Source organism: Variovorax sp. GW821-FHT10D07 (genome assembly GCF_059415325.1).
On record NZ_JBWKMZ010000001.1, the window covers coordinates 1,006,024 to 1,028,029 of the forward strand.

The 22,006-nt window shown below is 70.6% G+C and carries 22 protein-coding genes; 6 read left to right on the forward strand and 16 right to left on the reverse strand.

The features are described 5' to 3' along the window. Window positions 1–178: 178 nt before the first annotated feature. The 5 genes from AC07PU_RS04510 (at window position 179) to AC07PU_RS04530 (ending at window position 1,617) form a co-directional block, all read left to right on the forward strand. The gene (locus AC07PU_RS04510; RefSeq protein WP_495315584.1) at window positions 179–337 is read left to right on the forward strand and encodes a hypothetical protein; all 159 of its coding nucleotides are present in this window, start codon (window positions 179–181) and stop codon (window positions 335–337) included. A 114-nt stretch (window positions 338–451) separates the two neighbouring features. Beyond that, window positions 452–799, forward strand: a complete 348-nt coding sequence (locus AC07PU_RS04515; protein WP_093350118.1) for a hypothetical protein — start codon at window positions 452–454, stop codon at window positions 797–799. Between the two features lie 24 nt (window positions 800–823). Next, entirely contained in the window at window positions 824–1,003 is a 180-nt protein-coding gene (locus AC07PU_RS04520; RefSeq protein WP_495315586.1) for a hypothetical protein, read from the forward strand. Window positions 1,004–1,011: 8 nt separating this feature from the next. Next, entirely contained in the window at window positions 1,012–1,329 is a 318-nt protein-coding gene (locus AC07PU_RS04525; RefSeq protein ID WP_256222818.1) for a hypothetical protein, read from the forward strand. Window positions 1,330–1,362: 33 nt separating this feature from the next. Continuing rightward, window positions 1,363–1,617 carry a DUF1488 family protein gene (locus tag AC07PU_RS04530; RefSeq protein WP_093350124.1) on the forward strand — a complete coding sequence of 85 codons (255 nt, stop codon included), beginning with the start codon at window positions 1,363–1,365 and terminating at the stop codon, window positions 1,615–1,617. Here the strand turns inward: AC07PU_RS04530 and AC07PU_RS04535 are convergent. Both AC07PU_RS04535 and AC07PU_RS04540 read right to left on the reverse strand, forming a co-directional pair. Next, window positions 1,614–2,312, reverse strand: coding sequence for a Crp/Fnr family transcriptional regulator (locus tag AC07PU_RS04535; protein WP_495315589.1), 699 nt, complete (start codon window positions 2,310–2,312; stop codon window positions 1,614–1,616). The genes AC07PU_RS04530 and AC07PU_RS04535 overlap by 4 nt on opposite strands. A 138-nt stretch (window positions 2,313–2,450) precedes the next feature. After that, a complete protein-coding gene (locus AC07PU_RS04540; protein WP_495315591.1) occupies window positions 2,451–3,191 on the reverse strand; it encodes a Crp/Fnr family transcriptional regulator in 741 nt (246 codons plus the stop codon). A gap of 254 nt (window positions 3,192–3,445) precedes the next feature. Between AC07PU_RS04540 and AC07PU_RS04545 the strand changes: the two genes are divergently transcribed. Further along, a complete protein-coding gene (locus AC07PU_RS04545) occupies window positions 3,446–3,709 on the forward strand; it encodes a hypothetical protein (protein WP_495315593.1) in 264 nt (87 codons plus the stop codon). Between the two features lie 3 nt (window positions 3,710–3,712). Here the strand turns inward: AC07PU_RS04545 and AC07PU_RS04550 are convergent, their stop codons facing one another. The 14 genes from AC07PU_RS04550 to phnA all read right to left on the reverse strand — a co-directional run bounded on the left by AC07PU_RS04550 (window position 3,713) and on the right by phnA (window position 21,890). After that, window positions 3,713–4,423: a glycosyltransferase family 2 protein gene (locus AC07PU_RS04550; RefSeq protein ID WP_495315595.1), complete on the reverse strand. Its 711-nt coding sequence runs from the start codon at window positions 4,421–4,423 to the stop codon at window positions 3,713–3,715. A 199-nt stretch (window positions 4,424–4,622) separates the two neighbouring features. Then, a complete protein-coding gene (gene acs, locus AC07PU_RS04555) occupies window positions 4,623–6,620 on the reverse strand; it encodes an acetate--CoA ligase (RefSeq protein ID WP_495315597.1) in 1,998 nt (665 codons plus the stop codon). 39 nt (window positions 6,621–6,659) lie between these two features. Then, window positions 6,660–7,940: an MgtC/SapB family protein gene (locus AC07PU_RS04560; RefSeq protein WP_495315599.1), complete on the reverse strand. Its 1,281-nt coding sequence runs from the start codon at window positions 7,938–7,940 to the stop codon at window positions 6,660–6,662. A 25-nt stretch (window positions 7,941–7,965) separates the two neighbouring features. Next, window positions 7,966–9,570, reverse strand: coding sequence for an alkaline phosphatase D family protein (locus AC07PU_RS04565; RefSeq protein WP_495315601.1), 1,605 nt, complete (start codon window positions 9,568–9,570; stop codon window positions 7,966–7,968). A gap of 50 nt (window positions 9,571–9,620) precedes the next feature. Next, window positions 9,621–10,643 carry a porin gene (locus tag AC07PU_RS04570; RefSeq protein WP_495315603.1) on the reverse strand — a complete coding sequence of 341 codons (1,023 nt, stop codon included), beginning with the start codon at window positions 10,641–10,643 and terminating at the stop codon, window positions 9,621–9,623. 158 nt (window positions 10,644–10,801) lie between these two features. Continuing rightward, on the reverse strand, window positions 10,802–12,061 hold the full coding sequence (locus tag AC07PU_RS04575; RefSeq protein WP_495315605.1) for an alkaline phosphatase family protein: 1,260 nt from the start codon (window positions 12,059–12,061) through the stop codon (window positions 10,802–10,804). Beyond that, on the reverse strand, window positions 12,058–12,858 hold the full coding sequence (locus AC07PU_RS04580) for a phosphodiesterase (RefSeq protein ID WP_495315607.1): 801 nt from the start codon (window positions 12,856–12,858) through the stop codon (window positions 12,058–12,060). Before AC07PU_RS04580 ends, AC07PU_RS04575 begins: the two co-directional genes overlap by 4 nt. After that, entirely contained in the window at window positions 12,855–14,558 is a 1,704-nt protein-coding gene (locus AC07PU_RS04585) for a dipeptide ABC transporter ATP-binding protein (protein ID WP_495315608.1), read from the reverse strand. Before AC07PU_RS04585 ends, AC07PU_RS04580 begins: the two co-directional genes overlap by 4 nt. 14 nt (window positions 14,559–14,572) lie before the next feature. Continuing rightward, window positions 14,573–15,418 carry an ABC transporter permease gene (locus tag AC07PU_RS04590; protein ID WP_057591920.1) on the reverse strand — a complete coding sequence of 282 codons (846 nt, stop codon included), beginning with the start codon at window positions 15,416–15,418 and terminating at the stop codon, window positions 14,573–14,575. 3 nt (window positions 15,419–15,421) lie between these two features. Beyond that, window positions 15,422–16,378, reverse strand: a complete 957-nt coding sequence (locus AC07PU_RS04595; RefSeq protein WP_495315610.1) for an ABC transporter permease — start codon at window positions 16,376–16,378, stop codon at window positions 15,422–15,424. Window positions 16,379–16,427: 49 nt separating this feature from the next. Further along, complete coding sequence (locus AC07PU_RS04600; RefSeq protein ID WP_495315612.1) at window positions 16,428–17,993, reverse strand: ABC transporter substrate-binding protein; 1,566 nt, start codon at window positions 17,991–17,993, stop codon at window positions 16,428–16,430. A 108-nt stretch (window positions 17,994–18,101) separates the two neighbouring features. After that, window positions 18,102–19,547 carry a phosphonoacetaldehyde dehydrogenase gene (gene phnY, locus AC07PU_RS04605; RefSeq protein WP_495315614.1) on the reverse strand — a complete coding sequence of 482 codons (1,446 nt, stop codon included), beginning with the start codon at window positions 19,545–19,547 and terminating at the stop codon, window positions 18,102–18,104. After that, window positions 19,544–20,641, reverse strand: coding sequence for an iron-containing alcohol dehydrogenase PsrA (gene psrA / locus AC07PU_RS04610; RefSeq protein WP_495315616.1), 1,098 nt, complete (start codon window positions 20,639–20,641; stop codon window positions 19,544–19,546). The genes phnY and psrA overlap by 4 nt, the downstream gene beginning before the upstream one ends. Window positions 20,642–20,651: 10 nt before the next feature. Then, on the reverse strand, window positions 20,652–21,890 hold the full coding sequence (gene phnA, locus AC07PU_RS04615; RefSeq protein ID WP_495315617.1) for a phosphonoacetate hydrolase: 1,239 nt from the start codon (window positions 21,888–21,890) through the stop codon (window positions 20,652–20,654). Window positions 21,891–22,006 lie beyond the last annotated feature (116 nt).

Below are 22,006 nucleotides of genomic sequence, written 5' to 3' on the forward strand. Positions count from 1 at the left end.
GCGCGAGAAAGGCCTGTTGGCCTACAAGGCGGCGCGCGCTGCGACTGCACGGCTGCGACGCGCACGAAAGTCGAGCCCTTGGGAGCAAACAGGCGTAGCGTGGGCCCGCTGCCCGGCGCAGCGGACACCCGAACCGGATGCACCGCTCGACGCCATGGCTTGCAATGAAAGCGTTCCCATGAAAAAGCCCCTCCCCGTCCTTCCCGCCACCGTGGAGCCGCCGGTCGTCGCGTCCGCGCCCCCCGAGATGGGATCGCTGCGCGCCGCCCTGATCCTCGCCGGCGTGCTTTACGTCGCCGTGCTGCTCGTGCTCTGGGCGATCGATGCGTATTTCTAGGCATCGAAGCCGCTGCCGCGGGCACGCTAGGCGAGTTGGCGCACAGACAACGGCGCGTCATGAGGGCTAGAACCGGGTGTCGCGCATTCGCGCAGCAGCTCGGCTCGGCATCCCATGATCCCCACCCCCTTCGTTCCCCGCTTCCGCGGCGCCGCGCGGAACTCGGCGAACCCGCCGCCACCGCCCCCGGGCTGCGATGCCTTCGAGCACCGCATGGCGCTGCTGCAGGCCCTCAATGTCCGGCTGCGCTCGGCCGTGCGCACGGGTTCGGCGGAGGCGACGGCCGCGAGCGCCTGTCGCCTCCAGCAGGTGGTGCTGGAGTGCTCGGTGGACCTCGATGTGCTGCATCGCGGCCTGCGAGCGGAAAGCGCGCGCGGGCGTTGGCTCGAGGAAAAGACATGCAGCCACCGGCAGTTCGGTGCGCCAGCGAACGGACAGGCGCGCATCGATGGCGCACGCTGAAGTCCCACCTGCCCGGAACGCTCCATGACACTGGCCCACGACATCGCCGCACTCGAACAGCGCATCGCGCAGGAGGAAGAAAAGCGCGACGCGTGGCGCGCCGTCGGCGCCAACGAGAAGTACATGGAGGCCTACGGCATGGTCGAGGCCCTGGAACTGCAACTCGAACGGAAACTGCTGCAATCCGGCAGCGACAAGGAATGAGCATGCCGATGACCCAGACCCCCGGGTGGCCGCAGCTGCGGCCACCAGCGCGAGCGAAGTTCTCGACCGGCGACGAGATGGACATCCAGTTGCTGGTTCGCCTGGGCCGCATGATGCCGCCCCGGATGCTGGCCCTGTCGGCGGATATCGCCGCGGCCAGGCGGCTGGTCGGGGCCGGAATGATCGAGGTCACGGGCCAGCTCCGGTCCGAAAAGCGGATACCGGCCATGTATGCCGTGTACGTGCGCCAGATCACGCCGGCGGGGTTGTCGGCCATCGCGGCCGAGAAAGAGCGGGCCCGCGGCCCGTCGGGGTTCGGCCTGTGACGACGCGGCGCGCTGCCCGCGGGAGCTAGCACGATGTCCGACGCCCCTTTCTTCCACGATGCCTCGAACGCGGTGCGCTTCTTCGTGACGGTCGACGGTCGCTCGGTCGACGCCAGCATCGGCAAGACGACCCTGCACTACCACTTCCGCACCGGCGACAACGCCGATCCGCTCGAGACCTATGCATCGCATGCCGAGGAGATCGATGCCGCCGTGCGGCGCCGGCTGGCCCAGGGATCGACGCCGCCCGTGATGCTGCGGGAGCACGACCTGCGAAGCACGGGTTAGCGGCGCGAGCCCTCAGGGATCAGTTCCGAATAGCTGCGCCGGTAGGCCCGGTAGCAATCGCACGCGGCCTGCTCCAGGCCCGCGCGGTCGGTGATCGTGATGACGCCGCGCCGGTAGTCGATCAGATGCCGCGCATGCAGCGCGGTGGCGGCGTTGGTGATGCCGACCCTGCGCACGCCCAGCATGTGGCCCAGCGCTTCATGGGTCAGCGCGAGCTGCGTGGAATGCGCGCAATCCTGCGTGGTCAGCAGCCAGCGCGCCAGCCGCTGCTCGATCGCATGGAAGCGGTGGCACAGGCCCGAGCGGCCGAACTCGGTCAGCAGCACGCACACGTAGCGATGCAGCACACGCGCGAGCGGCGTGCTGCGCGACAGCTCCCTGGCAAAGGCGTGCGCCGTCAGGCGCCACGCCAGGCCCGGGCCCTGCACCAGCGCGCGCAGCGGCGCGCGCTGCACGCCCAGCGACAGCTCCCAGCCCAGCGCGCCCTCGTTGCCCACCATGCCCGCCTGCAGGCCATCGTGGCCGTCGGCGGTGGACACCAGCGAGACGAAGGCGCTGGTCGGGAAATGGATGTGATCGATGACGTCGCCCGGCTCGTAGAGGACCTGGGCCGGCGCGAGCGGCACGCTGTCGCAGCGTTCGAGCAGGTGCGCCCTGTCGCTCGGCGGGAGTGCCTCGAGCAGGCGATTGAGCACGGGGCGGGTCGGGTCTGGTGTCACTGAGCCGCCTGTAGCGAAGTGCCGCGCGGGAATGCGCGAGCGAGCGCATTCTGTCCGAGGGCCGCGGCCGCGTCTGTGCGAAGGCGCACACGGGCGCAGTGCGTGCCCGCGCGCTCAGGTCGCCAGGCGGCGCGGCAGCAGGCGATCGGTCTCGCGCTTCACGACCTCGTAGCACTCGCACACCTGCCGCTCCAGGCCCGGGCGGTCGAGCACCGTGATGCGGCCCCGCGCGTATCGGATCAGCTTCAGGCGCTGCAGCTTGCCGGCCGCTTCGGTGACGCCCTCGCGCCGCACGCCGAGCATGTTGGCGATCAGCTCCTGGGTCATCACCAGTTCGTTGCCGGGCAGCCGGTCGAGGCTCAGCAGCAGCCAGCGGCACAGTTGCTGCTCGAGCGAATGGTGCCGGTTGCACACCGCCGTCTGCGACATCTGCGTGATCAACGACTGCGTGTAGCGCAGCAGCAGGTGAAGCAGCGGACCGCCCTGCTCCGTCAGCGCGCGGACATGGCTCGCGCCCAGCCGCAGGGCGTGGCCCGCGCTCTGCACCACCGCGCGGTTGGGCGTGCTGCCGCCGCCCATCAGCAGCGACACGCCCACCATGCCTTCGAGTCCGACGACGGCGATCTCGGCCGACTGCCCGTTCTCGAGCACGTACAGCAGCGAGATGATGCAGTCGATCGGGAAGAAGACATGCTGCTGCACGACGCCCGATTCGTAGAGCACCTCGCCCAGCCGCAGCGGCACGCGTTCGAGAAAGGGCTCCATCCGGGCCATCACCTCGGCGGGAATGGCCTCGAGCAGGCCGTTGCGCGGGGCAGCCGCATTCAATGAAGACGAACGCGGCGCCGATGCCATGGCGGAGCGCTTCCAAAGTTCGCATCATTCTGCGCCAGGGCGACCGGTGTCTGTGCGGCAGCGCACCAACCGACCGGCATCGAGGCCCTGCCCATCTCCTGCGTCGCGATGCGTCGAACACCTACGGCACCAGGGCGGGCCCGCTCCGCAGACTCGCGGCCTGCATCGGCAGTGGTCGAACAACCTTCAGGAGGCCTTATGGCAGACGATCCCACAAAGCTTCGCGACGCGGTGAAGGCCGTCGGGAGGCTGCAATGAGCCGGCTGCGCCGCATCGCGGTGTTCGTCGAGGAAGTGGAGCCCGGCCATTTCCACTGGGTGCTGCACGAGCAGGGCGACGACGCTTCCGAGTGGGTGGAGCTGTCGGCCAGCCCCATGGCCTACGACCTGTGGCTCGACGCCTTCGAGGACGGGTGCGCCGAACTCAAGCGCATGGTCCGCGACGAGAACATCGGGCCGCGCAGTCCCGGCGAGGACGAGGATGCACCGCCCGTCGGCCCGCTGGCCGATGGGGACTGAGCCTCAAGCGGCAGCGGCGGCGCCCGAGGGCCCGCCCGCCGCTTCGGCCAGGCGCTGCGCCACCGCATGGAGCAGCGCGGTGGCGAAGCCGCCTTCCGCGCGCGCATCGGTGCGCGCGCTGGTCACGACGCGCGGCAGCGCGCTCCATGCGATCGAGCATCCGGCATCCGCCAGCGCCCGCACCAGCGCGACGTCCTCGCTGCAGGCCAGATGCCGAAAGCCGCCGGCGCGGCGGTAGGCCGCGGCCGAGACGCCCAGGTTGGCGCCATGCACGTGGCGATGGCCCTCGCGGTCGGCGTAGGTCGCGCCGAAATGCGCTGCGAGCAGCCCGGCGTTGCCGCCATGGGGCGACCAGTCGGCCACCGAGACCGTGCCGCAGACCACCTCGGTCTGCAGCGCCAGTTGGGCGGCCAGCCAATCCTCGGACACCAGCGTGTCGGCATCGGTGAACGCGAGCCAGCGTGCACCGCGCGCCAGCAGGGCCTCGGCACCGACGGCGCGTGCCATGCCCACGTTGCGTGCGCGGATCGTCACCGTCAGCGCATCGCAGCAGGCCGCCACCACGCCGGTCGCGTCGGTGCAGGCATCGAGCACCACGATGGTCTCGACCTTTTCGCCCGCCAGCGCGGGATGCAGCGACGCCCGGCGCGTCGCCGCGAGGCAGGCGCGGATCGTCGCCTCCTCGTCGTGGGCGGGGACGACGATGCCGATCATGTCGCGCCTCGCGCGGCGGCGGCGTGGCGGATCGGTGTGGCGGGCGACCGCGCGTTCTTCGGTGGCTGGGTCATGGCGGTGTTCCGGTGCGGGGTGAGTGTGGACGCTGCAAGCTAGCCCGTCCGTTCATCGCCCCTTGTAGGACACGCCGCTTCGCTGGCGTCATTGCGCCGGCGGCCCACGGCTCCCGGCGCGACTATCAGTTCGTCTGCGACAACTGATCGAGGATCGCCGGGTTCTCGAGCGTGGACGTGTCCTGCGTGATCGCCTCGCCCTTGGCGATGCTGCGCAGCAGCCGCCGCATGATCTTGCCGCTGCGCGTCTTCGGCAGGTTGTCGCCGAAGCGGATGTCCTTGGGCTTGGCGATCGGCCCGATCTCCTTGGCCACCCAGTTGCGCAACTCGGTGGCGATCTGCCTGGCTTCCTCGCCGGTCGGCCGCGCGCGCTTGAGCACGACGAAGGCGCAGATCGCCTCGCCCGTCAGGTCGTCCGGACGCCCCACCACCGCGGCCTCGGCCACGAGGTCGGTCTTGGACACCAGCGCCGACTCGATCTCCATCGTGCCCAGCCGGTGGCCCGAGACATTGAGCACGTCGTCGATGCGGCCCGTGATGCGGAAGTAGCCGCGGTCGGCACTGCGTACGGCGCCGTCGCCCGCCAGATAGATCGTGCCGCCCATCTCCTCGGGGAAATAGCTCTTCTTGAAGCGCTCGGGGTCGTTCCAGATGGTGCGGATCATCGAGGGCCAGGGCCGCTTGATCACCAGCATGCCGCCCGCGCCGTTGGGCAGGTCCTTGCCGGTCTCGTCGACGATCGCGGCCATGATGCCCGGCAGCGGCAAGGTGCACGAGCCCGGCACCAGCGGCGTGGCGCCCGGCAGCGGCGTGATCACGTGGCCGCCGGTCTCGGTCTGCCAGAAAGTGTCGACGATCGGGCAGCGCTCGCCGCCGATATTGCGGTGGTACCACATCCAGGCCTCGGGATTGATCGGCTCGCCGACCGAGCCCAGGATGCGCAGGCTCGTGAGGTCCCAGTTCTTCGGATGCACCTTCTCGTCGCCCTCGGCCGCCTTGATCAGCGAGCGGATCGCGGTCGGCGCGGTGTAGAACACGCTGACCTTGTGCTTCTCGATCATCTGCCAGAAGCGGCCCGCGTGCGGGAAGGTGGGGATGCCTTCGAACACCACCTGGGTGGCGCCGGCCGCGAGCGGGCCGTAGGCGACGTAGGTGTGGCCCGTGATCCAGCCGATGTCGGCGGTGCACCAGAACACGTCCTCGGGACGGATGTCGAAGGTCCAGTCCATCGTCATCTTGGCCCACAGCAGGTAGCCGCCGGTGGCGTGCTGCACGCCCTTGGGCTTGCCGGTGGAGCCCGAGGTGTAGAGGATGAACAGCGGGTGCTCGGCATTCACCGGCTCGGGCGCGCACTCGGTGCTCTGGCCGGCCAGCGCTTCGGCGAAGGTCTTGTCGCGGCCTTCGACACGGTGCCAGGCCGAGGCCGTGCGCTCGAACACGAACACGGTCTTGATCGACTCGCAGCCGCCGAGCGCGATGCCGTCGTCGACGATGGCCTTGAGCGGCAGCTCCTTGCCGCCGCGCAGCTGGAAGTTGGCCGTGATGACCGCGACCGCGCCGGCGTCGATGATGCGTTCCTGCAGCGCCTTGGCCGAGAAGCCGCCGAACACCACGCTGTGGGTGGCGCCGATGCGCGCGCAGGCCTGCATCGCGATCACGCCCTCGACCGTCATCGGCATGTAGACGATGACGCGGTCGCCCTTCTGGATGCCGGAGGCCTTGAGCGCATTGGCGAACTGGCTCACGCGCGCGAGCAGTTCCTTGTAGGTGACTTTCGTGACGGTGCCGTCGTCGGCTTCGAAGACGATGGCGGTCTTGTTCTCGACCGGCGTGCCGATGTGGCGGTCGAGGCAGTTGGCGCTGGCGTTGAGTTCGCCGTCGCCGAACCATTGGTAGAACGGCGCGTTCGACTCGTCGAGGATCTTGCTGAAAGGCTTGGTCCACTGCAGGTGGCTCTTGGCCTGGCGGCTCCAGAAGCCTTCGAAGTCCTGTTCCGCTTCCTTGCACAGGGCCTCGTAGGCGGCCATGCCGGAAATGCGGGCGCCCTCCTTGGCGCGGGCATCGGGCGGGAACACGCGGTTCTCGACCAGGACGGATTCAATGTTCTTCGTGGGATGGCTCATGGGTATCGGGTTCGAGGGATGGAGGTATCGGTGCGGCCTTCAGTGGCCGATCGGCAGCATCGGCAGGACCACACGCCAACCGGCCAGCCCAAGGGCACCGGCGACGGCGATGCACAACATGGCCGTGCACAGCTTCGTGGTCAGGCGGCGTTCGCGCGTACGCAACACGAAGGACATGCTGAAGGCGATGCTCGTGAGCGAGGCCAGCACCGCGCCCGTGCCCGCGGTCGTGGCCGACAGGCTGCCCTGCGACGCGAGCGCGGCGGCCGCGGCCACGGCGCTCGCGCTCGACATCAGGCCGCCGACCACGCTCACGAAGTAGAAGCCCGCGTCGCCGAACTGCCGCTGCGTGAGGCCGCCCACGATGTGCAGCACCAGGAACACCACGCCGTACTTGAGCGCCAGCGGCAGCGAGAACGGCAGGTCGAGCTTGATCTCGGGCACGTCGGGCACGGGGCCGCGCGTGGCGCGGCGGTAGCTCCACAGCACGAGCACCGCGCTCGCGAGCATCATCAGCGCGAAGGCGCCCGAGGCGCCCAGCAGCGCGAGCGGCGCCAGGATCAGCAGCAGCCCGGCATTGCGCACCACCATCGCGGTGGTCGCCAGCAGGATGCCGCGGTAGGCCGTGCCCACGTAGGCGCCGCGCGTGGCGACGACGCGCGAGGCCATCTCGATCACCGTGAAGTTGCTGTTCACGAGCCCGCCGAGAAAGCCCGAGAGCTCGGTGCCGCGCGTGCCGTAGAGCTTCCAGAGGATGTAGTTCACGAAGCCGATGCCCGCGATCAGGATCACCGTGACCCAGGCGGCGCGCGGCTCCACCAGGTGCCACGGGCCCACGGCACCGGCGGGCAGCGCCGGATAGATCACGATCGCGAGAATCGCCAGCAGCAGCGCCGAGCGCATCTCGCTTTCGGTCAGCCCGGCCGAGAAGCCGGCCAGCCGTTCCTTCCACGCCAGCAGCGCGGTGGCCAGCACCATCACGGCCGCGGGCGAGATGGTGTGGCCCTGGCCGCACAGCACGCCGGCCAGGCAGGTCACGAGCATGGCAGCCGAGGTCGTGAGCTCGGCGCCCTGCCCGGCGCGCAGCGTCTGCACGTTGAGCAGCACCGCGAGCACGCCGACCAGCGCCAGGCACAGCAGCGCCACCGGCATGCCCAGCAGGCCGCCGAGCGCACCCAGCAGGCAGATGAAGCCGAAGGTGCGCAGCCCCGCCTCCTTGCCGCGGCGCTCGCGCTCCAGCCCGATCAGCAGGCCGAGCGCCAGGCTCAGCGCCAGCCGCACCAGGATCTCGAGGTAGGGCCACTCGGCCCCGGTGGTCATGGGGATGGTCTTGTCTGGCATGGGGTCAGACCGCCCGGGGGCCCGGCACGCAGTCGTCGACCACGAAGCGCGCCAGCGTCGAGATGCCGCTGTCGGGCAGCGCCACGTCGTCGAGCACGCGCAGCGAGGTGAGCCAGCGCCCGGGCGTCACGTCGGCCACCGCATAGCCGCGCCTGTCGGAACGCGCGAGCAGGATGTGCGGGTTGTTGTCGGCGATCTCCTGCGCGCGGCTCTGCGCCGTGCCGCTGGCCGAGGCGATCGAGGTGCCGCAGAACTCGCTCGCGATGACCGGCGACTGCGGCCGCGAGAAGTCGGCCAGCACGCGGCTGACGTAGTTCTGGTGGATGTCGCCGCCGAGGAACACGGTGTTGCGCGCGCCCGCGCCCTGCACCGCGTCGAGCACGCGCTGGCGGCTCGCGGGATAGCCGTCCCAGGTGCTGGGGTGGTAGCTCTCGGCCGGCAGCGGCTTGTAGTTGCGCTGCGCGAAGATGGTCTGTTGCGCCACCACGCTCCAGCGCTCGCCCAGCGCGGCGTCCTGCGCCAGGCCCTGTTCGAGCCAGCGCTCCTGGTAGCTGCCGAGGATCGAGCGCGCGGGGTCGCGCAGCTCGGGGCAGCCGGTGGGCGTCACCGAGCTCGGCGATTCCTCGCCGGGCACGCGGCAGGGCTGGCGGTCGCGGTACTGGCGCGTGTCGAGCATGTGGAAGCGCAGCAGCCGGCCCCAGGCATGCCGCTCGTGGATGCGCAAACCGTCGAGCGTGCCGAGCCCGCCGAGGCCCTGCGTGAGCACCGAGGCGCGCAGTGGCATGTTCTCGTAGAAGGCCTGGTAGCCGGCTCCACGCCGCGCGAGGAAGTCGCCCGCCGCGCCGGTGCCTTCGAGGCCCGCGTAGTCGTTCTGCACCTCGTGGTCGTCCCAGGTCACGAGCCAGGGGCAGGCGCGGTGCGCGGCCTGCAGCTGCGCGTCGGTCTTGTAGAGCGCGTAGCGGTCGCGGAAGTCGGCGAGCGTCTTCGCGGCCGGCAGCGTGTGCGTGCGCACCAGCTGGTAGCTCGGCGGCTTCTTCGGCATCGCGTACTCGTAGACGTAGTCGCCGAGGAACACGACCAGGTCGAGGTTCTCGTCGAGCATGTGGCGGTAGCCCGCGTAGTGGCCCTGCTCCCAGCGCTGGCACGAGACGAAGGCGAAGCGCGTGCGCCCGGGCATGGCGTGCAAGGCCGGCGCGGTGCGCGTGCGCGCCGTCTGCGTGACCGCGTCGCCGTGCATGAAGCGGTAGAAGTACCAGCGGTCCGGCCGCAGGCCCGACACCTCCACGTGCACCGCGTGCCCGAGCTCGGCCAGCGCGTTCGCCTGGCCCGCGCGCACGATGCGGCGGAAGGCCTCGTCCTCGGCCACTTCCCAGCGCACCGTCAGCGCGGCGGGCAGCGGCAGGCGCGGCGTGTCGAAGGGCACGGTGCCGGGCACCGGCCCGTCGAGCAGCCGGGTCCACAGCACGAAGCCGTCGGGGGTCGGCGACCCGCTGGCGACGCCGAGCGGGAACAGGTCGCGCTGGGCCAGCGTGTTCGACCAGCTCCAGCGCGGCAGGGAGGTGGCGGCCGCGGCGGCCGAGGCCAGGCGGATGAGATCGCGACGGTGCATGCTTGTCTCCAATCGTGGATTGTGGGGGTGGTTGCGCGGGGCGGGCGCGCTCAGAACGCGTGCCGGATGCCGAAGTTCTGGCCGCTGGCCGCGTGGTCGGCGAGGCCTGCGACGTCGCCGCCGACGGTCAGCGCGGCGCCGCGCCGGTTGCGCACATGGGCAAAGGTCGCATAGAGCGCGGTGCGCTTCGACAGGTGGTGCACGTAGCCCAGCGCGATCTTGCTGGCGCGCGAGCGGTCGCCCGGGTAGCGGAAGGCCACCTGTCCGTAGCTCGCGCGGATCTCGCCGGGGCCGACCGGCACCGTCACGCCGACGGTCGCGCCTTCGAAGCGCTTGGCGCCCAGCGGCATCTGCACCCGGTCCTGCGCGTACAGCGCCTCGACCGATGCCACGCCGAAGTCGTAGGCGACACCGAGGCTGGCCGAGCGGATGTCGCGCGGGCGCGTGGTCGGCGCCTTGGGCCCGCCCATGGTCCGGCTGTAGGCCGCGCCCACGCGGAACGCGCCCTGCCGGTAGCCGAGACGCCCGCCGAGGTAGCGCTCCGCGTCGCCGCCGTCGACCGCCTCGGGCAGGCCGTACTGGAACTGTCCCGAGAAGCCGCCGAGGTCGCGCGGCAGGAAGTAGCCGACCGAGTTGCTCACTCGCACGTGCGAGCTCTGCCCCGCGTTGGCGCTGCCGTAGAGGATGGCGCGGCCGCGGTAGACGATGCTCTCGCCGACGCCATTGGTGACCCAGGGTCCCGAGAAGTCCGACTGGATCAGGTAGGTCGGCGTGTAGTCGCGGCCCAGTCGCAGCTCGCCCCAGGGACCGGCCAGGCTCACGGTCGAGCGCCGCGCGAGGTCGAAGGACGTCGGGTTGTCGACGGCAAGCGAGCCCTCGAGCCAGAAGCCCGCGCTCAGGCCGCCGCCCAGGTCCTCCTGGCCGCGAAAGCCCAGGCGGCTGCTCGCGAGCCCGTCGGAGGCCAGCGCGGTCTGGCTGCCCTTGCCGTGCACGCGGTAGTGGGCGACGCCGGTGTCGATCAGCCCGAACAGGGTGACGCTCGACTGGGCATGGCAGGCGCCGATGGCAAGCATGGCGCCGCCGGCGATGACGGGGGTGAATCTTCTTTGTCTCTTCATCTTTTTCTTCGAGTGGTGGGGGTGACCCCGGGGATGGCGACGCGCAGGCGGGCCCCTCACGCGCATGCGTGACGAATCCATCCGGCATCGGGGGAACGAAAGACGCGGCGCGTCTACTGCAAAGCGCGTCCCTGCATGCCGTCCGCCGCCACGCCGAGGTGGCGCAGCACGGTCGGCGCGATGTCGATCAGCGACGCGGGTTGGCGTCGCTCGCCGGGACGAAGCCCTCCCCCTCTCAGGTAGAGAAAGGGATGCTGTTCGCGCTCGCCCAGTCCGCCGTGCTGCGCGCAGCCGACGGGCGATGAATCGCTGAACGGACTCAGCAGCGAGACGCTGCGGCCCGGCACGCCATGGGGATTGGCGCGCGCGTCATGGCGCAGCGCCAGCGCCAGGCCGAGCGGGCCCTCGGTCGGCAGGCCGATCTCGGCGAGGGCCTGGCCGGCGAACACGCGTCCCGTGAAATCCTGGTCCTGCAGCCAGCGCACGAGCGCCGGGATCGCATCGCGTGCCTCGTCGGCGAAGTACAGCAGCGCGGCATTGCCGTTGGGCGCCACCACCACCTCCTGCGATTCGCGCGACTGCTTCCAGCCGGCCTCGACCAGCAGCGCGTCGAGGTCGATCTTGCGCTCCACCGTCTCCATGCCGTGGTCGGAACAGGCGACCAGCAGGATCTCGTCGCCGGTCGGATCGAGCGCCTCCACGGCGCGCCGCACCTGGTCGACGCAGGCATCGGCGTGGGCGATCATCGCCAGGTGCTCGCTCGAGCCGAGCGGCACGCTGTGCGCCGTATGGTCGGGCTCCGAGAGCCACAGCACGGCCAGCGCGGGCGCGCGTTCGCGCAGCACCTCGCGGCAGAAGCGATCGGTCATCGCCCGGTCGCCCGCGGCGCCCACCTCGATGGCCAGGCCGTCCGTCAACGCGGCACCGCCCGGCCCGCGCGAGCCGGCGCGGTGGTAGACATGGCCGAAGCCGTCGGGGTCCTGCAGGTAGGCCGCGCCCGGCGACACGTTCGACATGACGATCGCGCCGCCCCGCTGCGCGAGCCGCTCGGCCCAGGTCGGGCGCCGCAAGGTGCGGCCCGTGGCACGGCGCAGGCGTTCGAGGAAGTCGGGCTTGCCCACCGACAGCCGCACCAGCGCGCCCTGCTCGCGCAGCACCATGGTGTTGCCCAGCAGGCCGTGGGCGGCCGGCAGGCAGCCGGTGGCCATCGAAGCCGAGCTGGTGCGTGTGGTCGAGGGAAAGACGCCGCGCGCCGAAACGAAGTCGGCGCCCTGCGCGCGCAGCGCCGCGAGCGCGGGAGCCACGTCGGGCGTGACCAGGTCCGCGCACAGGCTGTCGCAGACCACCACGACGGCGCGCCGCCGGCTGCTCATTTCGAAGCGTCCCGGGGCGCCGGGAGCGTGGACTTGTCGAGGTAGTCGTGGAAATGGACCGTGACCTGGTCCGCCGCGAGGAACACCACCGCATAGGCCGGCGGCTCGTGGCTCTTGGGCACCGGCGAGATGGTGTGCAGGTCGAACGGCACCTGGTGGTTGAGGCCGCGCAGGGTCGAGAACGGGATGCCGCGCCAGCTGCCGCAGACCGGCCGGTGCACGTGGCCGAAGAACAGGTGGCGCAGGTTGCGCCGGCCCGCCACCAGCCGCGCGAAGGGCTCGGGGTTCGCGAGGCCGATGCGGTCGAGGCACGGGATGCCGATGTCGAACGGCGGATGGTGCATGAACAGGTAGGCGGGGCGCTCGCCGAGCCGGTCGAGCTCGGCCGCGAGCCAGGCCAGCCGCTGCTCGCAGTAGAGGCCGCCGTTGCGGCCCTCGTCGAGCGTGTCGAGCAGCAGGAAGCTCGCGTCGGCCACATCGAAGCGGCCCTGCACGAAGCCGTGGCCGTCGCTCGGCCCGCCCGGGCATTGCGCCGCCAGCAGCGCGCGGATGTCGTGGTTGCCCACCAGCGGGAAGCACGGCATGGGCAGCCGCGCGAGCTGGGTGCGCAGCGCCGCGTAGGCCGCGCTCTCGCCGCGGTGCGCGAGGTCGCCCGTGATCACGCAGCAGACCGCGTCGCGGTGGTGCTCGAGGATGTCGTCGATGCAGGCGGCGAGCCGCGCGTACGGGTCCAGGCCGTGCAGGATCTCGCCGGGCGCGACGAGGTGGGGATCGGTGATGTGGATGAACTTGGTCATGCGGCAAGGGTTTCGGGTGAGGCGGTCACGGAATGCAGGGCGGTGGCCTGCAGCAGCAGGCGCGTGTAGTCGTCGGCCGGGGCGTCGAAGACCTGGCGCGTGGCGCCGGCCTCGCGGACCTCGCCATGGCGCAGCACCACGACGCGGTCGGCCATGCGCCGGACCACGCCGAGGTCGTGGCTGATGAACAGGTAGGCCGTGCCGGTCTTGCGCTGCAGCTCGAGCAGCAGTTCGAGCACCTGAGCCTGCACCGACACGTCGAGCGCCGAGGTGATCTCGTCGCAGACGATCAGGTCGGGCTCGGCCGCGAAGGCGCGCGCGATGGCGACGCGCTGCTGCTGCCCGCCCGAGAGCTGGCGCGGGTAGCACTCGAGCAGCGCCGGATCGAGGTGCATCGCCCGCATCAGCGCCTGCGCGCGCTCGCGCAGCGCCGGGCCGCGCAGCCCGGTGAACAGTGTCAGCGGCCGCTCGAGGATGGCGGCGATGCGCTGGCGCGGATTGAGCGAGGACAGCGGGTCCTGGAACACGATCTGCACCCGCCGCCGCAGCGTCGGCGAGCGGTCGGTGGCCTTCGCGGCCAGCGGCTGGCCGTCGAAGTGCAGCGAGCCGCCCGAGGGCGCCATCAGCCCCGCGACCAGCGAGGCCGCGGTGGACTTGCCGCTGCCCGATTCGCCGACCAGGCCGAGCGTCTCGCCGCGCCCGATCGCGAAGGACAGGCCGGCCAGCGCGGGCCGCGCCGTGGCCGGCGGGGGCTGGAACCAGGTACGGCGGCGCGCCGGGTACGAGAACGCGAGGTCCTTCGCCACCAGCAGCGCGCCTTGCGCCTGTGGTTGCTGCTCGCGCGCCGGCGGCTCGGCATCGATGCGCGGAATGGCCGCGATCAGCTGCCGCGTGTAGACATGCGCGGGCGCGCCGAAGATGCGCGCGGCCGGCCCCTGCTCGACGATGCGGCCCTGGTGCATCACGATCACCTGGTCGCACATGCGCGAGATCACGCCGAGGTCGTGGCTCACGTAGATCAGCGAGGTGCCGAAGCGTTCGCGCAGGGTGCGCACCAGCTCGAGCACCTGGACCTCGGTGGTCTTGTCGAGCGCGGTGGTCGGCTCGTCGAGCACCAGCACGCCGGGGTCGCCGGCCAGCGCCGCGGCGATCACCACGCGCTGGCGCTGGCCGCCCGAGAGCTCGTGCGGAAAGCGCGCGCAGATGCCCTTCGGATCGGGCAGGTTGGTGGCCTCGAACAGCTCGAGCGTGCGCGCCCGCGCCTCGGCGGCGCCGCAGCCGCGCAGGTGGCGCACGGCCTCGTCGACCTGGTCGCCGATGCGCATGTGCGGCGTCAGCGAGCTCAGCGGGTTCTGCGGCACGAAGGCGATGTGCCGGCCGCGCAGCCGGCGCCGCGCCGGTTCGTCCAGGCGCAGGATGTCCTCGCCCGCGATGCGCACCGCCCCCGCGGTGATCACGCCGCCGGGCCGGCAATGGCCCAGCAGGGCGCGCGCCACGGTCGACTTGCCCGAGCCGCTCTCGCCGACGATGCCCAGGCTGCTGCCGGCCTCGACCGTGAATTCGACGCCGCGCACCGCGCCGACGATCTCTCCGTCGGCGCGCCGGTAGCCGATGCCCAGGCCCTGGACCTCGAGCCGTCCGCCGATGCGGCGCGCCGCCTGCTGGCGCCGTGCCAGCGCGTTGGATTCGGGATGCTTCATCGTTGCCTGTTCCTTCATGCCGCGTCCTGGCCGCGCGTGGCGTCCAGTCCCAGGGCCCGTGCCAGCGCCTCGGCGCCGAAGTTGAGTCCCACCACCAGGGTGGAGATGAAGACCGCCGGCGCCAGCACCAGCCAGGGTGCGAACGCGAGCTGGCTCACGCCCTCGGCGACCATCAGCCCCCAGTCGGGCGTGGGCGGCGAGATGCCCATGCCCAGGAAGGACAGCGAGCTCAAGAGCAGGATGGCGTGCGACATGCGGATCGCGAACTCGACGTAGACCACGTCGAGCGTGTTGGGCAGCAGCTCGCGCAGGATGATCGACACCGTGCCCTCGCCACGCAGCTGCGCGGCCTTCACGTAGCCCAGCTGCACCTGCGTCAGTGCCTGGGCCCGCACGATCCGGATCACGCCCGGGAAATACACCATCCCGATGAGCACGATCAGCACCGGCAGCGATTCGCCGAAGCCGACCGCGAACAGCGCGACGAACAGGATGCCCGGCAGCGCCAGCTTGAGGTCGACGATGCGCATCATCACGTCGTCGAACAGCCCGCCGAGATAGGCGGCCGTCACGCCGAGGATGCTGCCGACGCTCACCGCGACGACCACGCCCGTGAAGGCGGCCAGCAGCGCCGTGCGTCCGCCCCACAGCAGGCGCGACAGGTAGTCGCGGCCCAGCACGTCGGTGCCGAGCCAGAACTCGGCGCTCGGCGGCTCGGCGCGCCCGCCGTTGAGCGACATCGGGTCGTAGGGCGCGATCCAGGGCGCGGCCAGCGCGACGGCCAGGTGCAGCACGACGATGCCGATGCCGAACAGGGCCACGGGCCGCAGCAGCGCGTGGTGGTTGATCTTGAACATCATGATTCAGCGGCTCCTGGCGCGGGGGTCGAGGGCGGCCACCGCGAGGTCGGCCAGCAGGTTCATCGAGACGACGGCCAGGGCCGCCAGCAGGCTGATGGCCTGCACGATCGGCACCTCGCGCTTGTCGACGGCCTGCAGCAGGATCATTCCGAGCCCGGGGTAGCCGAACACCTTCTCGACCACCACGATGCCGCTGAGCAGGCCGGCCACGTAGAGCGCGGCCGAGTTGAGCGCCGGGATCACCGAGGCCGGCAATGCATGGCGCAGGATCAGCCGCAGCTCGCCCAGGCCGGTGAAGCGGGCGCGCTCGACGTAGTCGCTGGCCAGCGACTCGATCAGCCCGGTGCGGATCAGCTGCACCAGGTGGGCGATGGAGCCGAACACGATGGTCGCGACCGGCAGCACCGACACGGCCAGCAGCGCCGACGGCGGCGCGTCGGCGAAGGCCAGGATCACGGCCGGGAAGACCGGGATCCAGATCGCGAACACCAGCACCAGCAGGTTGCCCGAGGCGAACTCGGGGATCGAGTAGCCGATCACCGCGCCCATCGAGGCCAGCGTGTCGGGCAACCGGCCGCGCCAGAAGGCCGCGACGATGCCCAGCAGCAGCGACACCGGAATGGCCACCAGCGCCGTCACGGCTGCGAGCAGCAGCGAGTTCTTTACCGGCTCGCGGATGATCTCGACCACCGACGTGCCGCCGAGGATGGTCTTGCCGAAGTCGCCGCGCATGGCGCCCGTGAGCCACTCGAAATAGCGCACCGGCGCCGGCCGGTCGAGGCCGAGGTCGTGGCGCTTTCGCGCCAGGTCCTCGGGATTCATCATCGCGATCTCGTCGGCCGTGAGGCTGACTTCGAGCGCGTCGCCGGGCAGCACCTCGGTCGCGACGAACACCAGCATCGAGGCCAGCAGCAGGGTCAGCGCGTAGAGGCCCACGCGCCGCAGGAAGGTCATGAGCATGATGGGTCGCCGTTCGCGCGCGGGTCGGTGAAGGGGATGCGGGGCCGGCTCACGATTTCCAGACCTCGTCGAAGCGCATCGACCAGAACTGCGAGTGGTTGCGCAGGTCGTGCACGTTGGGCTTGTGGATCAGCAGGTTGCGCCGTCCGCCCGCGGACAGGATCGGCACCTCGTCGCGCAGGATCTCCTGCATGCGCACGTAGTTCGCGCGCCGCTTCTCGTCGGAAGGCTCGGCCAGCGACTTCTGGTAGAGCGCCATGTACTCGTCGCAACCCGCGCCGCGCCAGTAGCCGCTCTCGTTGTTGTCGGGCCGCAGCCGGTACAGGCTCACGCCCGGATTGCGCGGGCCGGCCGGCGTGTAGGCGAAGCGGTGCTTGCGCGTCTTCTCGGCATCCTCGACGCGCCACTGGCGGTAGCCGTCGCTCGGCCGCTGCTCGATCGGCAGCACGATGCCGGCCTCCTTCACCGATTCGGCCAGCACCTGGAACACGCGCGGCACCTCGGGCCAGGTGGGCGCGAAGTAGAAGGTCGGCAGCTTCACGCCGTTGGGATGGCCGGCCTCGGCCAGCAGCGCGCGCGCCCGCGCCACGTCGTGCATGCGCTGCAGCGGCTGGAACACGGCATTGGCAGGCGTCAGGTGCGAGTCGTTGCCGACCCATCCGGCCTTCCTGCCGTAGACGATGCGGATGATCTTCTCGCGGTCGGCCGCCAGCGCCAGGGCCTGCCGCACGCGCTTGTCGTCGAGCGGCGATCCCGCGACCTTGGGAATCACCATCAGCGCCTGGTCGCCGCTGCTCGACAGGCTGTACTTGAGGTCGGGCGTGCGCTCGAGGTCGGGCAGCAGGCCGGGGTCGACGCCGATCACGGCATCGAACAGGCCGCCGCGGAATCCGTTCAGCGCGCCTTCCATGCGACCGGGCGAGCTCACGACCTCGAGCCGGTCGAGGTAGGGGAAGCCGGCGCGCCAGTACTTCTCGTTGCGCTCGAGGATGATGCGGCGCTTGGGATCGAGGCTCGCGATCCGGAACGGCCCGGTGCCGATGCCCGCGAGGCCGATCGCCTCCTTCTCGGCCGCCGGCATGATCATCAGGTGGTACTCGGCCAGCACGTAGGGAAACTCGCTGTTCGGCGCGTCCAGCGTCATGCGCACCTTCCTGCCCACCTTCTCGACCTTGACGATCTGCTTGGCGTAGCCGGTCGCGGTCTGGTGGAAGCGGTAGGACGACACCACGTCGTCGGCCGTCATCTCGCGGCCGTCGTGGAACAGCACGCCTTCGCGCAGCGTGATGTCCCAGACCTTGAGGTCGGCGCTCGGCTCCCAGGCCGTGGCGAGCTCGGGCTGCACCTCGAGGTTCTCGTCGACCCAGGTCAGCGCGTTGTAGGCGCTGCGGTTGTTGAGGTCGAGCCAGTGCTGGGGATGGCGGCCGGTGCGCGCATCGCCCATCCGGTTGTTCGGGTAGGTGTTGGTGTAGACGAAGGTGCCGCCGCGTTTGGGGGCGGCCTGGGCCGCCTGCGGAAAGAGCAGCTCGCCGAGCGTGAGCGCGGCGGTGGCGCCGGCGCCCGTCAGCAATCGGCGGCGCATGGCGTCGATCGGGCAGTTGTCGTTGGGTCTCATCGTGTCTCCTGGCAGTCATCGGGCGCCTGGTCGGCGCTCTTCGGTTCGCGCCGCCCGCATCGCACATCGATGCGAGGCGGCGCGCCGTTCAGTCCATTTTCGGTGGGCTCACCATGGCAGCGAGAGCGTCTTGCAGTTGGTGAACGACTTGATCGCCTCCTGCACCCCTTCCTTGTAGCCAAGGCCCGAGTCCTTGATGCCGCCGAAGGGCGTGAGCTCGATCCGGTAGCCCGGCACCTCCCAGAGGTTGACGGTGCCGACCTTGAGCTCCTTCGCGAAGCGCATCACGTCGTCCATGCGGTTGGTGCAGATGCCCGACGACAGGCCGAAGGCGGTGCCGTTCGACATCGCGATCGCCTCGTCGATGTTCGCGAAGCGCAGGATCGGCGACACCGGGCCGAAGGTCTCCTCGCGCACCACCGTCATCTCGGGGCGCACCCGGTCGAGCACCGTCGGCGCGTACAGCGCGCCCTCGCGCTCGTTGCCGGCCAGCAGCCGCGCGCCCTGCGCGACCGCCTCGTCCACCACCGCCTGGAAGCGGCGCGCCGCGGCCTCGTCGATCACCGTGCCCATGTCGTTGCCCGCATCCATCGGATCGCCGAACTTCCAGGCGCGGGTCTTGGCCACCACGCGCTCGGTGAACGCCGCGGCCACCTTCTCGTGCACCAGCATGCGCTTGACGGCGGTGCAGCGCTGGCCCGAGTTCTTGTAGGAACCCTGCACGGCGAGGTCGCTGGCGCGGTCGAGGTCGGCGTCGTCCATCACGATCAGCGGGTCGTTGCCGCCGAGCTCGAGCACGATGCGCCGGTAGCCGGCCTTGTTCGCGATGTACTTGCCGATCTCGACGCCGCCGGTGAAGGTGATCAGTTCCACGTGCCGATGCGTCAGCATCTCGTCGGCGATCTCGCGCGGGTCGCCCGTGATCACCTGCAGCATCTCGGGCGGCAGGCCGGCCTCGTAGAGCAGGTCCGCGAAGTACAGCGCCGACAGCGGCACCTTCTCCGAGGGCTTGAGCACCATGCGGTTGTTGGTCGCGACCGAGGGCACCACCTTGTGCGCCACCTGGTTCATCGGGTGGTTGAAGGGCGTGATGGCGGTGATCACGCCCAGCAGCGGTTCGCGCGTGGTGATCACCTTGCGCTGCTTGCCGTGCGGCGTGAGGTCGCACGAGAACACCTGGCCGTCGTCGCGCAGCGCCTCGTTGGCACCGAAGTTCAGCACGTCGGCCACGCGGCCGATCTCGTAGATGCTGTCCTTCTTCGACAGGCCCGACTCGCTGGTGATCAGCGTGGAGGCCTCGTCGGTGCGCTCGCGCAGCAGCAGCGCGGCGCGGTTGAGGATCGCGGAACGCTCGTAGCGCGACAGGCGCGGCACGTAGGCGTGCGCGATCTCGTAGGCACGCCGCACATGCTCCAGCGTGGCCATGGCGACGGTGCCCACCGTCTCGCCGGTGTAGGGGTTGCGCACGGCGATCGTGCGCGGCGTGTGGACCTTGTCGCCGCCGATGCGCAGCGCTTCGGCGCGGATGTCCTGTCTGTCGAGAATGGCGTTCATGCCGCCTCCTTCTGTGGGGTGCCGATGAAGTTCTTGCCGCGCGCGCCGGTCAGCGCATGCGCGACCATGCGGTCCGCCTGCTCGCTCGACACGCCGTAGTCCGAGAAATGCGTCTTGACGCCCAGGCGCTCGATGAAGTCCGAGAGCCGCTGCGGTGCGCGGTCCAGCGGGCCGAGCGCGCGCTCGAGCACCGCATCGCGGCCGGCGTCCTGCCCGATCGCGCGCCGCAGCACCATCGGCAGCGGGAACGAGCAGGCGATGCCGTGCGGCAGGCCGTAGCGCAGGGTCATCTCGTACGAGATGGAGTGCGCGAGCGCGGTGCGGGTGTTCGAGAAGGCCATGCCGGCCTGTAGCGCGGCCAGCGCCATGCGGGCGCGCAGCTCGAGGTCGCCGAGCTTGTCCATCAGCAGCGGCAAGGTCTCGAAGATCTGCTGCACCGCCGCGACCGCGAAGGTGTCGGACAGCGCATTCGCATTCACGTTCCAGATCGCCTCGAGCGCATGCGACAGCGCGTCGAGCCCGCTCTGCAACGTCACCGAGGCCGGCAGCGAGAGCATCAGCTCGGGGTCGACGATCGCGATGCTGGGCCAGGTCTCGGGAAGGTGCAGCGAATGCTTGCGCTGCGCCTCGCGGTCCCAGATCGTGGCCCAGGGCGTGACCTCGCTGCCGGTGCCGGCGGTCGTCGGCACCGCGATCAGCGTCTTCACGCGCGCCGGCACGAAGGGCCCGCCCGCGGCCAGGGCCGCCACCAGGTCGTCGAAGCGGCCGCTTTGCGTGCCGACCATCAGCGCCTTGGCGGTGTCGATCGCGCTGCCGCCGCCGACCGCGACCAGCACCTCGGCCTGCGCCGACTCCTGCCAGAACGCTTCGTAGAGCGCCCGCAGCTCGGCCACGTCGGGGTTCGGCAGCACCGCGTCGATCACGCCGGCCAGGCCGTCGCCGAGCAGGGCCTGCAGCCGGTCGACGAGCCCGAAGCGGCGCGCCTCCGGAAAGGTCACGACCACGGCCTTGCGGCCGGCCAGCAGCTTCGGCAGGGACGACAGGGCCCCTGCCCCGTACACGCTGCGCACGGGATTGAAGAATTCCTGGGACATCTGGATCGCTTCAGTGGGCGGCGCCCGCGTGGTTCAGGGCCAGGTCGAAGACGTCGAAGTTGCGCAAGCGGCGGCGCGGGTCGACCCCCTGCAGCGCGCGGTTGAACAGCAGCGGCACCTTCTGCTCCGAGATGCCGCCGTGCGAGCGCAGCGGCACCGTGAGGCCGCTGAGGTCGTGCCGGGCCGCGCTGGTGCCCAGCACCGTCAGGTGGTCGCCGACCACGACCAGGTCACCGATGCGGTCGCCCGCGAGCTCGAACTGCCGCACCGCCTGATCGCGCGTGAGCACCTGCTCGACGCCGGGCAGGCCGGCCAGCGCCTCGTGCACCTGCTCCAGCGGCGCGCGGTTGACGTACACCGTCGCGAACGAGCCGAGCGCGCCGTGGTGCACCACGTAGGGATCGGTGATCGGCAGGATCACGCGCGTGCTGGCCTCGCCGAGCCGCGCATCGAGTTCCTGCTGCAGGTAGAGCACGCGCGGATTGCCGGCAGCATCGGTCTTGGGGCTCATGCCATGGTCGGCCGTGAGGCCGATCACCGCGCCCAGTGCGTCGAGCCGCGCGAGGTAGCCGTCCATCATGGCGTAGAAGGCGTTGGCCTCGGGCGTGCCGGGCGCGCACTTGTGCTGCACGTAGTCGGTGGTCGACAGGTACATCAGGTCGGGCTTGCGCGTCTCGAGCAGGCGCACGCCGGCGGCGAAGACGAACTCGCTGAGGTCGGCGCTGTAGACCGAGGGCACGGGCTTGCCGACCAGTTCGAGCACGCGGTCGATGCCGCATTCGGCGACGGTCGCCTTGTCGGCCTTCTCGGCCGAGAAGCAGATGCCGCGCAGGCCGTGGCCGAGCATGGTGCGCAGCTTGTCCTTGGCGGTCACGGCCGCCACCAGCGCGCCGGCATCGGAGAAGGCCGACAGCAGCGTGGGCGCGCGCAGGTACTCGGGGTCGTTCATCATGACCTCCTTGTCCGCCGCCACGTCGTAGAAGAAGTTGCCGCAGATGCCGTGCACCGAGGGCGGCACGCCGGTCACGATCGACACGTTGTTCGGGTTCGTGAAGCTCGGGACCACGCAGTCGCCGATCAGCGAGCTGCCCTGCTTCAGCATGCGCTGCAGGAACGGCGTCGCGCCGGCCTGGATGGCCTGCGTGATGTAGTCGGGCTCGCAGCCATCGACGCACACCACGACCACCGGCGCGCGCGGCTTCGCGTAGTGCCGTCCATTGGCCAGGACGGTCTCGGCTTGAAATGTCATCGGGAAGCTCCTTTGGAAATCAGTGACTTGTCTCGGAGACCTTGTGGTCTCGCGTTGGGTGCACTGTCCGCTCGAAGCTTCTATTCGTCCAATTCAAGTTTTTCGGTCAATGTATT

Coding starts and splice junctions, on each gene's coding strand:
- AC07PU_RS04510 (WP_495315584.1), top strand. CDS start 179: ATGAAAAAGCCCCTCCCCGTCCTTCCCGCCACCGTGGAGCCGCCGGTC.
- AC07PU_RS04515 (WP_093350118.1), top strand. CDS start 452: ATGATCCCCACCCCCTTCGTTCCCCGCTTCCGCGGCGCCGCGCGGAAC.
- AC07PU_RS04520 (WP_495315586.1), top strand. CDS start 824: ATGACACTGGCCCACGACATCGCCGCACTCGAACAGCGCATCGCGCAG.
- AC07PU_RS04525 (WP_256222818.1), top strand. CDS start 1,012: ATGACCCAGACCCCCGGGTGGCCGCAGCTGCGGCCACCAGCGCGAGCG.
- AC07PU_RS04530 (WP_093350124.1), top strand. CDS start 1,363: ATGTCCGACGCCCCTTTCTTCCACGATGCCTCGAACGCGGTGCGCTTC.
- AC07PU_RS04540 (WP_495315591.1), bottom strand. CDS start 3,191: ATGGCATCGGCGCCGCGTTCGTCTTCATTGAATGCGGCTGCCCCGCGC.
- AC07PU_RS04545 (WP_495315593.1), top strand. CDS start 3,446: ATGAGCCGGCTGCGCCGCATCGCGGTGTTCGTCGAGGAAGTGGAGCCC.
- AC07PU_RS04550 (WP_495315595.1), bottom strand. CDS start 4,423: ATGATCGGCATCGTCGTCCCCGCCCACGACGAGGAGGCGACGATCCGC.
- acs (WP_495315597.1), bottom strand. CDS start 6,620: ATGAGCCATCCCACGAAGAACATTGAATCCGTCCTGGTCGAGAACCGC.
- AC07PU_RS04560 (WP_495315599.1), bottom strand. CDS start 7,940: ATGACCACCGGGGCCGAGTGGCCCTACCTCGAGATCCTGGTGCGGCTG.
- AC07PU_RS04565 (WP_495315601.1), bottom strand. CDS start 9,570: ATGCACCGTCGCGATCTCATCCGCCTGGCCTCGGCCGCCGCGGCCGCC.
- AC07PU_RS04570 (WP_495315603.1), bottom strand. CDS start 10,643: ATGCTTGCCATCGGCGCCTGCCATGCCCAGTCGAGCGTCACCCTGTTC.
- AC07PU_RS04575 (WP_495315605.1), bottom strand. CDS start 12,061: ATGAGCAGCCGGCGGCGCGCCGTCGTGGTGGTCTGCGACAGCCTGTGC.
- AC07PU_RS04580 (WP_495315607.1), bottom strand. CDS start 12,858: ATGACCAAGTTCATCCACATCACCGATCCCCACCTCGTCGCGCCCGGC.
- AC07PU_RS04585 (WP_495315608.1), bottom strand. CDS start 14,558: ATGAAGCATCCCGAATCCAACGCGCTGGCACGGCGCCAGCAGGCGGCG.
- AC07PU_RS04590 (WP_057591920.1), bottom strand. CDS start 15,418: ATGATGTTCAAGATCAACCACCACGCGCTGCTGCGGCCCGTGGCCCTG.
- AC07PU_RS04595 (WP_495315610.1), bottom strand. CDS start 16,378: ATGCTCATGACCTTCCTGCGGCGCGTGGGCCTCTACGCGCTGACCCTG.
- AC07PU_RS04600 (WP_495315612.1), bottom strand. CDS start 17,993: ATGAGACCCAACGACAACTGCCCGATCGACGCCATGCGCCGCCGATTG.
- phnY (WP_495315614.1), bottom strand. CDS start 19,547: ATGAACGCCATTCTCGACAGACAGGACATCCGCGCCGAAGCGCTGCGC.
- psrA (WP_495315616.1), bottom strand. CDS start 20,641: ATGTCCCAGGAATTCTTCAATCCCGTGCGCAGCGTGTACGGGGCAGGG.
- phnA (WP_495315617.1), bottom strand. CDS start 21,890: ATGACATTTCAAGCCGAGACCGTCCTGGCCAATGGACGGCACTACGCG.